Below are 13,838 nucleotides of genomic sequence, written 5' to 3'. Positions count from 1 at the left end.
GGGGCAAATCGGACCGGGACGGGATGAAGGGGCCGCCTGCCCCTTCATTTCCTTGTCATTTCCTGGGTTTGCCGCTAGAACGCCGCCACGTCCGCGGCCCCCGCACCCCTGGAGGCTTGCCGAAGGACGTCCAGCAACGGGCCGCATTGCGGCCTTTAACTTTTTAAAACAAGGACTTAAGCAAGATGGCGACCGTCAGAGAACTGAAGGCGACCGCCCGTCCGTCAGTCGGCAAGGGGGCCGCACGGGCAGAGCGTCGCGCCGGGAGAGTGCCCGGAGTGATTTATGGAGACAACCAGCCCCCGCTGCCGATCTCGGTGGAAGACCGCGAGCTGCGCCAGCGCATCCTCGCAGGCCGGTTTCTGACCACGATCTTCGACATCAGCCTCGACGGCAAGAAGCACCGGGTGATCCCGCGCGACTTCCATCTCGATCCGGTCAAGGACTTCCCGATCCACGTCGACTTCATGCGGCTCGGTCAGGGCGCGACCATCCGCGTCAGCGTGCCGCTGCACGTGGTCGGCTCGGAAGGCTCGCCGGGCGTGAAGCGTGGCGGCACGGTCAATATCGTGACCCACACGCTCGAGCTCGAGTGCCTCGCGGAGAACATTCCGCAATTCATCGAGGCCGATGTCAGTGCGCTGGAAATCAACCACTCGCTGCACGTCTCCGACGTCAAGCTGCCGACCGGCGTGAAGACGCTGTCGCGTAGCGAGGACGCGACCCTCGTCACCATCGTGCCGCCGTCGGGCTATGGCGAAGAGCAGAAGGCCGCCGCTGGCGCTGCCGCGGCTCCCGCTGCGGCCGCTCCGGCTGCCGGTGGCAAGGCGCCTGCCGCCGCTGCGAAGGCTCCTGCTGCCGCGGCCAAGGCCCCCGAGAAGAAGAAGTAAGCCGATCCGCTGTCGGGGCGCGCGGGCTGGTCCTGCGCGCTCCGAAAGCGACGGCAGGTCCTGGTGCCGCGCCATGCTGCTGTTCGTCGGTCTCGGCAATCCCGGCGCGAAATACGCGCGCAACCGGCACAATATCGGCTTCATGGCCGTGGACGAGATTTCCCGGCGCCACCGCTTTTCACCCTGGCGCCGCAGGTTTCAAGGCGAGACCTCGGAAGGCACGCTCGACTCCGAGCGCGTCATTCTGCTGAAGCCCACGACCTATATGAACGAGTCCGGCCGCGCCGTGCAGGAGGCGGCCAGCTTCTTCAAGCTCGGGATCGGCGACGTCACCGTGTTTCAGGACGAGCTCGAGCTGCCGCCCGGCAAGCTGCGCGTCAAAGTCGGCGGCGGCATCGCCGGACATAACGGGCTGCGCTCAATCTCGGCGCATCTCGGCAACGACTACCGCCGCGTCCGCCTCGGTATCGGCCATCCCGGCGTCAAGGAGCTAGTGCACGGCCACGTGCTGTCGGACTTCGCCAAGAGCGAGATGCCTTGGGTCGAGGCGCTGTGCGAGGCGGTGGCCGACAATGCTGAATTGTTGACGGGCAAGCGCGACTCCACCTTCGCCAACAAGGTGCATCTGGCGCTGCAGGCCAAAGGTTTTCTGGACAAGGGCGACGCCGGCGCCGCGTGAGGCGCGCGCGGTATTGCCTCAAAAGGATGCGAGACGGATCATGGGATTCAAATGCGGGATCGTCGGCCTGCCCAACGTCGGCAAGTCGACGCTGTTCAATGCGCTGACGGAGACGGCGGCGGCGCAGGCCGCGAACTATCCGTTCTGCACGATCGAGCCGAATGTCGGCGAGGTCGCCGTCCCCGATCCGCGGCTGGAGAAGCTCGCGGCGATCGCCAAATCCGGCCAGATCATTCCGACGCGGCTGACCTTCGTCGACATCGCGGGCCTCGTCCGCGGCGCCTCCAAGGGTGAAGGCCTCGGCAACCAGTTCCTCGCCAACATCCGCGAGGTCGATGCGATCGCGCATGTCGTGCGCTGCTTCGAGGATTCCGACATCACCCATGTCGAGGGCAAGATCGCTCCGCTCGCCGACATCGAGACGATCGAGACCGAGCTGATGCTGTCGGATCTCGACAGCCTCGAGAAACGGGTCGACAACCTCGCCAAGAAGGCCAAGGGCGGCGACAAGGATGCCAAGGAGCAGCACGATCTCGTCACCCGCGCGCTGGTGCTGCTGCGCGACGGCAAGCCGGCGCGGCTACTGGAGCGCAAGCCTGAAGAGGAGCGCGCCTTCGGCATGCTGGGCCTGCTCACGTCAAAGCCGGTGCTCTACGTCTGCAACGTCGAGGAAGGCTCGGCCAAGGACGGCAACAGCTTCTCGCAGGCGGTGTTCGCGCAGGCCAAGGAGGAAGGCGCTGTCGCCGTCGTGATCTCGGCCAAGATCGAATCGGAGATCGCGACGCTGTCGCGTGAGGAGCGTGTCGACTTCCTGGAGACCCTGGGCCTCGAAGAAGCCGGCCTCGACCGGCTGATCCGGGCCGGCTATCAGCTGCTCGACCTGATCACCTACTTTACCGTCGGCCCGAAGGAGGCTCGCGCCTGGACCATCCACCGCGGCACCAAGGCTCCGGCGGCGGCGGGCGTCATTCACACCGATTTCGAGAAGGGCTTCATCCGCGCCGAGACGATCGCCTATGCCGACTACGTCGCGCTCGGCGGCGAGGCCGGGGCGCGCGAGGGCGGCAAGCTGCGGCTCGAGGGCAAGGAGTATGTCGTCGCCGACGGCGACGTGATGCACTTCCGCTTCAACAACTAATGGTGCGGCCGGGCGGCTACATCCGCCCCTGCTCGCGGATCGCGCCGAGATGCTCGTTGATGCGAAAGACGATCAGCACGAATTCGGCGATGATGCGCGAGAACACCATGCCGACGATGACGCCGGCGAGCGACGAGAGCAGCAGCAGGAAGCCGCCGAACGGGCTGATCGCCATCTCGGCGAGGCCCGTGAAGATACCGCGGATGCCCCAGAGAATGATGAGCGCAATCACCAGCCAATAGAACGTCTTGATGATGGTGGGCGTGATGAAGCGGTCCCACTGGAACAAATCGCGAAATTCCAACATCCTGATCCCCCAGCCACTTCCGAATCGCAACGCAAATCCGTCTTTAAGTCCTGCTCGAATCCGGCGCCAGACGGCAGGCGCGGCAGCCGAATTGATCCCGGTATCTGGCGCCTTCTGGCACTCTCGTGCGACGTGACCGGACCTCAGCCATGCGAGCGGCCCGGTTGTGATTGCTGCAAAGTGCGGCCACAATCGGGCTTCTTTCAGCCATTCCCGACCCCATGACCCTCACCTTCGAAGATTTTCCCCAAGGCCCGTTCGGCAGCTTCGGCCCGCGACACGTCTCCCGCGACGAGATCATCGCATTCGCGTCGGAGTTCGATCCGCAGCCGATGCACCTGGACGACGAGGCTGCTTCGCAGTCGATGCTCAAGGGCCTTTCAGGGTCAGGCTGGCATCTGTGCTCGCTGATGATGCGCATGATGTTCGACGGCTTCATCGGCCGCACCGCCTCGCTTGGCTCACCGGGGGTGAACGAGGTGCGCTGGCTGTCGCCATTGCGACCGAACGACGAACTGATGCTCGACGTGGAGGTGAAGGAGTGTCGGGTGTCCCGGAGCCGGCCGTCGACGGGGATCGTCACGTTCCGATGCAGCGTGCGCAACAAGGCCGGCGAGAGGCTTTGCGAGATGGAATCTCCGATCATCGTCGAGCGGCGTGAGCGCAGCGGGCAGGTCGTCTGATGCGCTTCTTCGAGGATCTTCAGATCGGCCAGCGCCGCGAGCTCGGCTCCTACACGTTCACTGCGGACGAGATCAAACGCTTCGCCGGACAATTCGATCCGCAGCGCTTTCACCTCGACGAGGAGGAAGGCCGCAACTCGCTGTTCGGCGGGCTCGCCGCCTCCGGCTGGCATATCGGATCGGTCTGCATGAAGCTGATCATCGCCGACAATCAGCGGCTCGCGGAGATCGCGCGCTCGCGCGGCGAGCTGGTCGCGGTCGGAGGCCCCTCGCCCGGATTTCGCGAGCTGCGCTGGCTCAAGCCCGTGCTTGCCGGCGACACGATCACCTTCGCGAGCGAGATTGATTCGCTTCGTGCATCGGCGTCGCGTCCGCAGTGGGGCATCTTGCAGGCGCGCAATACCGGCACCAATCAGCACGGTGAACTGGTGTTCTCCGTGCTCGCATCGGCCTTCGTGCCAAGACGGAACAACGGTTGAGGCGAAAAGGTCACGCTGCGTAGGATTGTCAGCGCGGAACGAACTTCGCGCTAACGCATTCTGAACCCCGACTCTATAAGACAGCCCATCAGGGATCAGGATGTGGGGGATGAACATGGCAGATCGCAGCGGTCTGAAACTCCTCGGCTTTATCTTTGCCAGCGTGACGCTCGCGGTAATGCTTGCGACGGGAATGGTCGTGAAGGGATATGCCGACGGCTCGTATTCGCTCGAGACCTCGGCCTCCGTCGAGGAGTGACGATCTTAAATCTCTATTAACTACGACGAGCGGCGCAGCCGTTCGTAGCGGCGGTCTAGCGGCTCCAGATGAGCACCATGACCGCCATCGCAATCATCAATAATCCGACGAAGCGGACCATGATGGTCCCGATCCGCTGAGGCTGAGGCCGCAGCGGGATCGGATCGGTGTTTTCCGGCCGGATCGTTTCCATCGACTCGAATGCCCCCTGCCCCGACGTGCCCGCAAACAAATGGGCACGTGTTGGTCGCAGGGCGGTCACGAGACGTTCAAGGGCATGGCGCCCGAACGACGAAAGCCGCCACACGATGGCTCGCGCGGCGGCTCGCTTTGAAGCCCTTGAGACCGATCAGCTGCTGCGCAGACCGTCGGCGGCTCGCTTCCACTGAGTCACGTTCTCGGCGATCGCGCGAGTCGACTTCATCGCCGCCTGGCTGAGCTGGGCGTAGCTCGCGATCTCGCGCTGCACGCGCTGGCCTTCGGCATGCAGCAATTCGCGGAGGCTCTCGAGCTCCCCGATCAGGTTCTCGATCTCCGACAGGGAGGTGCCGGCAACGCGCTGGATCAGCGTGGTGACGCTGTTGACGGCAGCATCGGCATCGATCGCGGCCTCGGCCGTGGCGGCCGCATTGGGGCGGCGCAGATAGGCGATATCATTACGGACGAAATCACGAATGCCGGCCTCGACTTCCGAGACCGCAGCCAGATCCGTATCCAGCTCGGCTTCAGTTCCATCGATCTTGTCCGGACGAATGGCATTCATCGGCTATTTCCTCATTTCGCGTTCAAGCGAGCGCGGTGTCCCCGCACGACGAACTTCTCAAAGCCTATCAGTGCGGCCAAATTGGGCCGCACCGCGGCGAAGCTGCGGCGCTGGTTCGATCATTCGTGGCGGGCTGCCGCAATTCGTTAACCTTACCAGCTCCGCTTGAAGCCGGCGGAGATGCTCTTGCTGGTGCCGCCCTGCGCTGTTTCGCTGACCGTGCCGGATACGCTCAGACCATCCGACAGCTTCTGCTCGGCGCCGATCTTGCGCAGCCATTTATCATCGCTCGACGACAATGTTTGTCCCGCAGTGACGCTCGTACCGGTGTCCTGAATCGACAGCCTCGCGGATTGCTCGGTGTCGAAGCTGCGGCTCGTCTTCGGCGCGGCGCCAGGGATCGGCACCATGCCCTGCTGCGTGACGTTGTAGCCATTCTGCAAGGTCAGATTGTAGTGATCGATCGGCACCGCCTTGGTGATGGTAGTGCCGAGCCGGCTCTGGTCCGAGCCCGGATCGACACGAGCCTCGACCGCCGTCTTGTCCCAAATCGAGCCTGCGCCGGGCGCGGTGATGGCAGCCCAGGCCGAGCCGCCGGATTGCGGAGCGTTGCCACCGTTCTCGGCCTTTTCCGCCAGCAATTCCGACATCGTGGTCGGCTGGCGTGCGACCGTCATGTCGGCACCCACGCGCGCGTCCCAGAACGAAGACACCGACTGCTTGACCGACACGCCGGAGGCAAGGCTCCCCTTGTTCTGGTTCGACCAGTCGAGCGCGGCCGCCTTCTCGGCGGCTGCTTTGCGCTTCGCCGCGGCAGCGGCCTCGGGACGATCGAGAAAGGTGGTCTCGTCGATCGCGAGCTGGCTCCAGTCGAGCTTCTCGACGTCGATGTCCTTCATCGGATCAGCTGCGGCGACCTGATCTTCCGCCTCTTCGTCCTCCGCCTCCTGCGGGGCCGGAGCGATCTGCTGCCAGGGAACGATCTGCATCGGCTGCGGCGCCTGCATCAGAGACTGGGCCTGCGCGGAGGCCGCAAGAACTCCGAGGCCGGCCGTGAAAACCGCCAGCGCGCAACCATACGATCTCATGAGAGCAACCCCCGCCGCCCGAACCTGTCCGTCAGAATATGGTCGAATCTTGGCGCAAAATTATGGCTGCGCCAGTCACGATATGTTGGGTTGTTGGTAGGTGTGACTGCAATCCAACACACCAACGACCCGCCTCAGGCGAAGCTGCCGATCCGGGGCAGATCGATGGGCCGGCCGAGCGTCTGCTCCACCAGATCGAACGTGTCGATGAGGATGCGCAGCCGCGCCAGCTTGCCGGCTCGGAAATGCATGAATTGCGCGAGCCGGGCAGTGATCGGCTTGTCGGACTCCTGGGTGGTCATGGCGCAGCGGACCATCGTGGCGGCCGCGCCGTCATCCAGCATCAGCGTCTCGCGATCGAGCCTTCGGATGTGCACGGTGTCCGCGATCTGCCGGATGGTCTCGAGCACAGCATCCTTGCCGAGCCGGGCGCCGAGAAACGGAAACATGTCGATCGGGCCGTAGATGGCCCAGTCAACGTCGTCGTCGAGAAGCTCGGTGAGCGCGTCGAATTGGCGGTCGTTGATCGCGCGATGCAATGCGCGCGACAGACGCCAGAGGCTATGCTCCGTCATCTTCTGCTGATCCTGTCTGGCTTGCAAGGCGGCGCGCCAGCCATCAGGCGATATCGTCATGACATCGCGCCGGGGCGCCAATCCAACTCAATGATCTCCTAGATACGCGCCTGAGAAGCACGCGCAACGGTTGTTTTTGCATTGCACAAATGCACGCCGCGGCCGCATGGGACGTGGCCGCACGGGAGGAGAGTGACGATCGCGACTCTTCAACCCCGTTCGTGAGGCATATGTCGGCGCGCGATCGCCACCTCATGGTCGCGGAACGCCGCCATTCCGAACAGAGTGGCGCCGCCAAGGCCGCCGATCAGGGCGCCGAGAGGCATGAAGGTGAAAAACACCAGCATGCCGGCATAACCTTCGAATTCGCTGGTGCTGAACAGTTCGATCCAGGCGAGCCCCAGGCCGATACCGACCGTGGCGCCCCCCACGACTCCCATCACCAGCCCTGCCATCGCCAGGAATGCGATCTTCATATTCACCCACGCCCCATCAGCTGCCCGCTGATGGGTTCGCGGCGGCGCCCGCAGGTTCAAACTGCGCACCATCCTCGTGCTGACATTTGCGTGATCAGCGGCGGATCGCCCCGACGTGACGAGTCAGGGCCGCGCGGTCCCGGCGATCAACAGCCGGCTGAGGTCGCATTCGAGCACCTGCTGCACCAGGTCGAACGTATCCATGATTTCACGGATGCGGCTGATGCGGCCGTCGCGCAGCGTGTAGAACGCGGCCAGATCGTACTGCACGATGCGTTCGTTGTCGCGCTTGCGCAGGAAGATACGGAGATCCGTGGCGACCTTGTTGCCTTCGCAGATCATGGTCTTGATCTCGTGCCTGACGTCCGCATAGCGGCTGCGGGCGACCTCCCACATCTGCCGCACCTCGGCCTTGCCGTGGCGTCGCCCGAGATGGGGAAAGATATCGATCGGAGCCGAGGCGAAGTGCTCGAGGTCGTCGGTGCAAAAGGCCAGCACCGCGTCGAAATCGCCGGCGGCGTGGGCCTCGAGCAGCTTGCGCACGCGTTGCTTGTTGATGTGCTCGATCATCCTGTCTCCACTGACCGGAATGCCCTTGTTGCCGCCATTCGTTCTGGAGAGATTGGCCTTCGACCGTCAATCACCCGTGCGACTGTCTGCAGGCACAATGCGCCGATACGGTGAATGGAAGCTTGGCAACAGTTCGTGCACGCGATCAAGTCTCTCAAGCCGTAGGTCAGAGAAGCGACCAAAAGGTTCGCGTCGGGCATGACATTGGTTGCGTGGCGGGAACTACACCGCATGGCGATGGTTAGAGAGCAGCCTTCCTGCGGAGCACGAACATGAAAGCCATGCTTGCCGTGTCAGTCGCCGCCATTGCGCTGCTGTCCACCGAGGCGGCCGAGGCCAAGGGCTGCATCAAGGGTGCCATCGTCGGCGGCATCGCCGGCCATTATGCCGGGCACCACGGCGTGATCGGCGCTGCCGCAGGCTGCCTCTATGGCCGTCATCGCGCCAAGGAGCAGGACCGTCAGCAGCAGCAGACCCGGGTGAACGGCCAGGGCCGCATGTAACTGACGCGACGGCGTCTCAGTGACTTGACGCATCCGGGCGTCAGATGGCCGGTACGCCAGCGACGTGATCCGCCTCACGGTGATGACGGCGGAAGCGGGCTACATCGGATCGGTCTGGCCTTCGCCGAAGGCCTCCGCAAACGGATGTTCCGCTCATGCACGCCGCCGCGTCTCCCAGCTCATCAGCGCCGAAGGCGCCGCTTCTCAACCTGCTCGAAGGAATGGCACTGACCGCCCTGTTCCAGGCCATTCCGACCTACGCCGGCGCCGCGCTGATTCTCAAGTTGGCGCACAGCACGGCATTGCACACCAGCATCATCGGCTTCGTCGCTACGGCGACCATCATCCATGTGCTGATGACCTCGGCCGCCGGACCACGCTATCCGCATGTGCTCAAGCAGGCCTATGCGGCGGAGTTCTACGACGCGACGATCGGGGTCGCCGACAAGGTGATACGCTGGCGCACGCAGCCCGAAGGCTCGCTGCAGCTGTTGAGCTCGACTGTGATGCTGGCAATGCTGTCGGTCGCCGCACTCGCGATGGGCTGAAGTGCGCCTCAGGGCATCGCCTCCCCTTCGTCCGTTGAAGGCAGAGCTAACAGTCCATTCTCGGCGGTGGGTGGCGACAGCACGGAGACCCGGCAACTCCAAATGATGCAATCCGCTCGTCGATCACAATCGTGGACTGGTCCGAAAGCGTCAACAGAGACCATCGCTTCGATCGAGGTAGATTGCGAGCGGCGCGGCAATCCATTCCCCGCCTTGCACAGTTCACCTCATTCCGCCACAACAGCCGGCGCGACACCAAGGACGACCACAAGAACACGCTCCGAGCCCCTGATTCCATGTTCAGCGCCATCGAACGGCCCGCGGGTCGGCCACCCGGCCTCGGTCAGATCAAGACTGACTTCGGTCCGCTCTACGCCTCGCACGGCTTCATCGGCTGGCTGTTCGCCATCACGGGGCCCGTGGCCATTATCCTGTCGGTCGGCGCCAATGGCGGACTGTCCCAGGCCGAGCTCGCGTCGTGGATCTTCGGCGTCTTCTTCATCAACGGCCTGATCACGATCCTGCTGTCGTGGCTGTATCGCGAGCCGCTGGTGTTGTTCTGGACCATTCCGGGCACCGTCCTGGTTGGCCAGTCGCTGACCCATCTCAGCTTCCCGCAGGTCATCGGAGCGTTCTACGGCACCGCACTGCTGATGCTCGTCCTAGGGTTGTCGGGCTGGGTCAAGCGCGCGATGCAGCTGGTGCCGATGCCGATCGTGATGGGCATGGTGGCCGGCGTCTTCCTGCGGTTCGGCCTCGACCTCGTCCGCGCCGTGCTCGGCGAATTCGCCATTGCCGGGCCGATGGTCGTCGTGTGGCTCGCGCTGACGGCGCTGCCCGCGCTCGGGCGGCGCTGTCCGCCGATCATCGGCGCGCTGGTCGTCGGCACGCTCGCCGCCACTGCGTTCGGCAGATATCATCAGGATGCGTCGCTGCAGATCGCACTGGTCAGCCCGGTGATCCCAACCCCGTCCTGGTCGCTGGCGGCCATGATCGAGCTCGTGGTGCCGCTCGCAGTCACCGTGCTGGTGGTGCAGAACGGCCAGGGATTTGCGGTGCTGACAGCCGCTGGCCACAAGCCGCCGGTCAATGCCGTGACCCTTGCCTGCGGCCTCGGCTCGGCGCTGGCCGCCATCGTCGGGGGCGTCTCGACCTGCCTCACCGGTCCGACCAACGCCATCGTCGTCTCCGGCGGCGAGCGCAAGCGCCATTATACTGCGGCGATGCTCGTCGGCGTCCTCGCGATCGGCTTCGGCCTGCTGGCGCCGACCTTCACGACGCTGTTGTTGATCGCGCCGAAATCATTGATCACCACGTTGGCGGGCCTGGCCATGCTGCGCGTCCTGCAGACGGCGTTCGTGACCGCGTTCAAGACACGGTTCTCGCTCGGCGCTCTGATGGCCTTCCTCGTGACCGTCGCCGACGTGCCGCTGCTCAACATCGGCGCGGCGTTCTGGGGGCTCGTCGCCGGTTTCGCGATCTCATGGCTGCTGGAGCGAGCGGATTTTGCAGCTGCGTCGGACGCGTGAGCCGCTTACCGCATCGCATCACGCTCCATCGTCGCATCCCCAGCCCAGCGGGCACCGCCCTGTTGCAGCGCCGCCAGATCGCGCTACACTTCACGACCAAACAAGAAGTCTCCTGGGAGGGTACGAATGACCGCGATCACGCGCCGCAACATGCTTGCGGGCACGGCAGCAGCAGGCGCGCTGGCGCTCACCGGCCAACCTGCCTGGTCAGAGCCGCAGTGGAAGAAATATGCCGGCACCAAGCTCGAGGTGATCCTCGCCAAGGGGCCGCGCGGCGACAATCTGCAGAAGAACATCAAGGAATTCACTGCCCTGACCGGCATCGAGGTGGAGTCCGAGCAGATCCCCGAGCAGCAGCAGCGTCAGAAGGTGGTGATCGAGCTGTCGTCGGGCAAGCCGAGCTTCGACGTCGTGCATCTGAGCTATCACGTGCAGAAGCGGCAGTTCGAGAAGGCCGGCTGGCTCGCCGACATCACCGACATGATGAAGGACCCGAACCTGACCGCGCCTGACCTCGTGCAGAGCGATTTCTCCGCCGCAGGGCTGACTTACGCCAGCAACGACAAGGGCCGCATGTTCTCGCTGCCATGGTCGGTCGACTACTTCATCCTCTACTACAACAAGGAGCTGTTTGCGAAGAAGGGCGTCGAGGTGCCGAAGACGCTCGACGATATGGTCACAGCGGCGCAGAAGCTCACCGATCCCAAGGACGGCACCTTCGGCTTCGTCGGCCGCGGCCTGCGCAATGCCAACATGACCTTGTGGACCAACTTCTTCCTCAACTATGGCGGCGAATTCCTCGACGCCAAGGGCAACATCCTGACCGACGGCCCCGAGGCGGTCGAAGCCACCAAGCTCTATCAGAAGCTGCTCACGACCTGCGCGCCTCCCGGCGTCGCCGGCTTCAACTGGATGGAGTCGATGGCCTCGTTCACGCAAGGACGCTCGGCGATGTGGATCGACGGCGTCGGCTGGGCCCCGCCGCTGGAGGATCCCAACGCATCTCGCATCGTCGGCAAGGTCGGCTACACCGTGGTGCCCGCCGGACCGAAGGGGCAGTACTCCGCGACCTATGGCGACGGCATCGGCATTGCGGCGGCGAGCAAGAACAAGGAAGCGGCCTGGCTGCTCTGCCAGTGGCTGGTGTCCAAGCCGCAGGGCGCTCGCCTGGTGCAGGCCGGCGGCGGCGTGCCGTTCCGCAACTCGGTGCTGAACGACCCAGGGGTTCAGGGCGGCGTGAAGATGCCGAAGGAATGGCTGCAGTCGGCGATCGACTCCGGCAAGATCTCCAAGCTTGGCCTGCCCGTGATCATTCCGGTCGCTGAATTCCGCGATCTCGTTGGCGCTGCGCTGACTGCCACGCTGTCGGGCGCCGATCCTGCGACCGAGCTGAAGAAGGCGCACGAGCAGTTCCGCCCGATCCTGGAGCGCAGCGAGAAAGCGTGAGCACGATCGTCGAACAGGCTGGCGCGGCAGCGGAGGCTGCTGCGCCGGAACGTGCGTTGCGGCCGCCGTCCTACTGGCCGTTCGTGGTGCCGGCGCTGGTCACCGTCCTCGCTGTCATCATCTTTCCCTGGCTGTTCACGATCTGGATGAGCTTCCAGGAGTGGAAGGTCGGCTCACCCACGACGTTCGTCGGGCTGTCGAACTACCTGCGACTGCCTGCCGATCCGCGCTTCGTCGAATCTGTCGGACATACGCTGTCCTACACTGCGCTGTCGGTCCTGCTGCCGCTGGTGCTCGGCACTCTTGCGGCGGTGGTGTTCCACGCGCGCTTCCCGGGGCGCGGCCTGTTGCGCGCGCTGTTCATCATGCCGATGATGGCGACGCCGGTCGCGATCGCCCTGGTGTGGACGATGATGTTTCACCCGCAGCTCGGGATCCTCAACTATCTCTTGTCGCTCGTCGGCCTGCCGCCGCAGCTGTGGGTGTTCCACCCGGGCACGGTGATCCCGTCGCTGGTGCTGGTCGAGACCTGGCAATGGACCCCGCTCGTCATGCTGATCGTGCTCGGCGGCATCGCCTCGCTGCCGACCGAGCCGTATGAGAGCGCGCAGATCGACGGCGCCTCGACCTGGCAGATGTTCCGCTACATCACGCTGCCCTTGATCATGCCGTTCCTGTTCATCGCCGCGATGATCCGCGCCATCGACGCGATCAAGAGCTTCGACATCATCTTCGCGATCACGCAAGGCGGTCCCGGCTCGGCGTCGGAGACCATCAACCTCTATCTCTACAGCGTCGCCTTCGTCTATTACGACCTCGGCTACGCCTCGGCGATCGCGGTGGTGTTCTTCGTCCTGATCGTGGCACTCACCGCGCTCCTGCTGGTGCTGCGCCGGCGCGCGCAGTGGAATGCGCTCGGGAGCGACACATGAGCGTGAACACCCTTCTCAGCCGGATTGGTCTCGCGGTCGGCGTCTTCCTCATCGTCTCTCCGGCGATCCTGTTCTTCCTCTGGATGATCTCGCTGTCGGTGAAGTTCGAGGTCGACAACGCCGCCTTTCCGCCGGTGTTCTGGCCCGAGCATTTCGCCTGGAAGAACTACACCGACGTGCTGTCCTCCAACCGCTTCTTCACCTACTTCAAGAACAGCGTGCTGGTGACCGGCGGCGCGACGGCGCTGGCCATGCTGGTCGGCGTGCCCGCCGGCTACGGCATCGCCCGCATGGCTGCGCATAAATCGGCGATCGTGATCCTGATCGCGCGCATCACGCCCGGCCTGTCCTATCTGATCCCCCTGTTCCTGCTGTTTCAGTGGCTCGGGTTGCTCGGCACCCTGTGGCCGCAGATCATCATCCATCTCGTCGTCACCGTGCCGATCGTAATCTGGATCATGATCGGCTATTTCGAGACCACGCCGATCGAGTTGGAGGAAGCCGCGCGCATCGACGGCGCCACGCGTTGGCAGGTGTTCCGCCACGTCGCATTGCCTGTCGCCAAGCCCGGGCTCGCGGTTGCCTTCATCCTGGCCGTCATCTTCTCGTGGAACAACTTCGTGTTCGGCATCGTGCTGGCCGGCCGCGAGACACGCACCCTGCCCGTCGCGGTCTACAACATGATCTCGTTCGATCAGCTGAGCTGGGGCCCGCTCGCCGCGGCTGCGCTGATCGTCACCTTGCCGGTGCTGCTGCTGACCGTGTTTGCGCAACGGCAGATCGTCGCGGGCCTCACCGCAGGTGCGGTCAAAGGCGGCTGACGTCGTGGAGATTTCGGCGCTTTGTTCGGTATAATGCATGCCAACAGAAGCTGCGGCGGAATGCCGGATTTGCCTTGGTCAGGCCACAGTCTGCCCCTTGGTTACCTGGATGGAACCGGGATTCGCCTCCGTCGCTGAAGCGGGCGCTCAAT

General features: G+C 64.3%; 19 protein-coding genes. 12 read left to right on the top strand and 7 right to left on the bottom strand.

The features are described from left to right. The first annotated feature begins 185 nt into the window (after positions 1-185). The 3 genes from HL666_RS10770 to ychF all read left to right on the top strand — a co-directional run bounded on the left by HL666_RS10770 (position 186) and on the right by ychF (position 2,707). A complete protein-coding gene (locus tag HL666_RS10770; protein WP_172112399.1) occupies positions 186-890 on the top strand; it encodes a 50S ribosomal protein L25/general stress protein Ctc in 705 nt (234 codons plus the stop codon). Between the two features lie 73 nt (positions 891-963). Further along, a complete protein-coding gene (gene pth, locus HL666_RS10765; RefSeq protein WP_172112400.1) occupies positions 964-1,569 on the top strand; it encodes an aminoacyl-tRNA hydrolase in 606 nt (201 codons plus the stop codon). 40 nt (positions 1,570-1,609) lie between these two features. Continuing rightward, positions 1,610-2,707 carry a redox-regulated ATPase YchF gene (ychF, locus tag HL666_RS10760; RefSeq protein ID WP_172181337.1) on the top strand — a complete coding sequence of 366 codons (1,098 nt, stop codon included), beginning with the start codon at positions 1,610-1,612 and terminating at the stop codon, positions 2,705-2,707. A 16-nt stretch (positions 2,708-2,723) separates the two neighbouring features. Here ychF and HL666_RS10755 read toward each other — a convergent pair whose 3' ends face one another. Then, on the bottom strand, positions 2,724-3,014 hold the full coding sequence (locus HL666_RS10755) for a DUF4282 domain-containing protein (RefSeq protein ID WP_172112402.1): 291 nt from the start codon (positions 3,012-3,014) through the stop codon (positions 2,724-2,726). Positions 3,015-3,235: 221 nt separating this feature from the next. Between HL666_RS10755 and HL666_RS10750 the strand changes: the two genes are divergently transcribed. The 3 genes from HL666_RS10750 to HL666_RS10740 all read left to right on the top strand — a co-directional run bounded on the left by HL666_RS10750 (position 3,236) and on the right by HL666_RS10740 (position 4,435). Continuing rightward, the gene (locus HL666_RS10750) at positions 3,236-3,697 is read left to right on the top strand and encodes a MaoC family dehydratase (protein WP_172112516.1); all 462 of its coding nucleotides are present in this window, start codon (positions 3,236-3,238) and stop codon (positions 3,695-3,697) included. Further along, positions 3,697-4,176, top strand: coding sequence for a MaoC family dehydratase (locus tag HL666_RS10745; protein WP_172132315.1), 480 nt, complete (start codon positions 3,697-3,699; stop codon positions 4,174-4,176). The genes HL666_RS10750 and HL666_RS10745 overlap by 1 nt, the downstream gene beginning before the upstream one ends. A gap of 109 nt (positions 4,177-4,285) precedes the next feature. After that, entirely contained in the window at positions 4,286-4,435 is a 150-nt protein-coding gene (locus HL666_RS10740) for a hypothetical protein (protein ID WP_172112180.1), read from the top strand. 55 nt (positions 4,436-4,490) lie between these two features. Here the strand turns inward: HL666_RS10740 and HL666_RS10735 are convergent, their stop codons facing one another. The 6 genes from HL666_RS10735 to HL666_RS10710 form a co-directional block, all read right to left on the bottom strand. After that, positions 4,491-4,742, bottom strand: coding sequence for a hypothetical protein (locus HL666_RS10735; protein ID WP_172112181.1), 252 nt, complete (start codon positions 4,740-4,742; stop codon positions 4,491-4,493). A 42-nt stretch (positions 4,743-4,784) separates the two neighbouring features. Further along, positions 4,785-5,198, bottom strand: a complete 414-nt coding sequence (locus HL666_RS10730) for a hypothetical protein (RefSeq protein ID WP_172112404.1) — start codon at positions 5,196-5,198, stop codon at positions 4,785-4,787. Positions 5,199-5,350: 152 nt separating this feature from the next. Then, on the bottom strand, positions 5,351-6,286 hold the full coding sequence (locus HL666_RS10725; protein ID WP_172132314.1) for a hypothetical protein: 936 nt from the start codon (positions 6,284-6,286) through the stop codon (positions 5,351-5,353). 134 nt (positions 6,287-6,420) lie between these two features. Further along, the gene (locus HL666_RS10720) at positions 6,421-6,861 is read right to left on the bottom strand and encodes a nuclear transport factor 2 family protein (RefSeq protein WP_172112406.1); all 441 of its coding nucleotides are present in this window, start codon (positions 6,859-6,861) and stop codon (positions 6,421-6,423) included. Between the two features lie 209 nt (positions 6,862-7,070). Further along, the gene (locus HL666_RS10715; RefSeq protein ID WP_172112517.1) at positions 7,071-7,337 is read right to left on the bottom strand and encodes a hypothetical protein; all 267 of its coding nucleotides are present in this window, start codon (positions 7,335-7,337) and stop codon (positions 7,071-7,073) included. Between the two features lie 123 nt (positions 7,338-7,460). Then, complete coding sequence (locus tag HL666_RS10710; RefSeq protein WP_172112407.1) at positions 7,461-7,907, bottom strand: nuclear transport factor 2 family protein; 447 nt, start codon at positions 7,905-7,907, stop codon at positions 7,461-7,463. A gap of 272 nt (positions 7,908-8,179) precedes the next feature. Here HL666_RS10710 and HL666_RS10705 point away from each other — a divergent pair, with 272 nt between their 5' ends. The 6 genes from HL666_RS10705 to HL666_RS10680 all read left to right on the top strand — a co-directional run bounded on the left by HL666_RS10705 (position 8,180) and on the right by HL666_RS10680 (position 13,686). Further along, complete coding sequence (locus tag HL666_RS10705; RefSeq protein ID WP_172112408.1) at positions 8,180-8,410, top strand: hypothetical protein; 231 nt, start codon at positions 8,180-8,182, stop codon at positions 8,408-8,410. A 155-nt stretch (positions 8,411-8,565) separates the two neighbouring features. Beyond that, positions 8,566-8,958 (top strand): hypothetical protein, encoded by a 393-nt coding sequence (locus HL666_RS10700; RefSeq protein ID WP_246739235.1) that lies wholly within the window; start codon positions 8,566-8,568, stop codon positions 8,956-8,958. A gap of 296 nt (positions 8,959-9,254) precedes the next feature. Further along, the gene (locus HL666_RS10695; RefSeq protein WP_172181335.1) at positions 9,255-10,487 is read left to right on the top strand and encodes a benzoate/H(+) symporter BenE family transporter; all 1,233 of its coding nucleotides are present in this window, start codon (positions 9,255-9,257) and stop codon (positions 10,485-10,487) included. 126 nt (positions 10,488-10,613) lie between these two features. Next, positions 10,614-11,933, top strand: coding sequence for an ABC transporter substrate-binding protein (locus tag HL666_RS10690; protein WP_172181333.1), 1,320 nt, complete (start codon positions 10,614-10,616; stop codon positions 11,931-11,933). Further along, positions 11,930-12,865 carry a carbohydrate ABC transporter permease gene (locus tag HL666_RS10685; protein WP_172112411.1) on the top strand — a complete coding sequence of 312 codons (936 nt, stop codon included), beginning with the start codon at positions 11,930-11,932 and terminating at the stop codon, positions 12,863-12,865. The genes HL666_RS10690 and HL666_RS10685 overlap by 4 nt, the downstream gene beginning before the upstream one ends. Next, a complete protein-coding gene (locus HL666_RS10680) occupies positions 12,862-13,686 on the top strand; it encodes a carbohydrate ABC transporter permease (RefSeq protein WP_172181331.1) in 825 nt (274 codons plus the stop codon). Before HL666_RS10685 ends, HL666_RS10680 begins: the two co-directional genes overlap by 4 nt. The last annotated feature ends 152 nt before the right edge of the window (positions 13,687-13,838 follow it).

Source organism: Bradyrhizobium aeschynomenes, from assembly GCF_013178945.1.
In the GTDB taxonomy this organism is placed as follows: Bacteria; Pseudomonadota; Alphaproteobacteria; order Rhizobiales; family Xanthobacteraceae; genus Bradyrhizobium; species Bradyrhizobium aeschynomenes.
The sequence above is the reverse complement of the archived record's forward strand: the minus strand, read 5'-3'. Positions and strand labels throughout refer to the sequence as shown.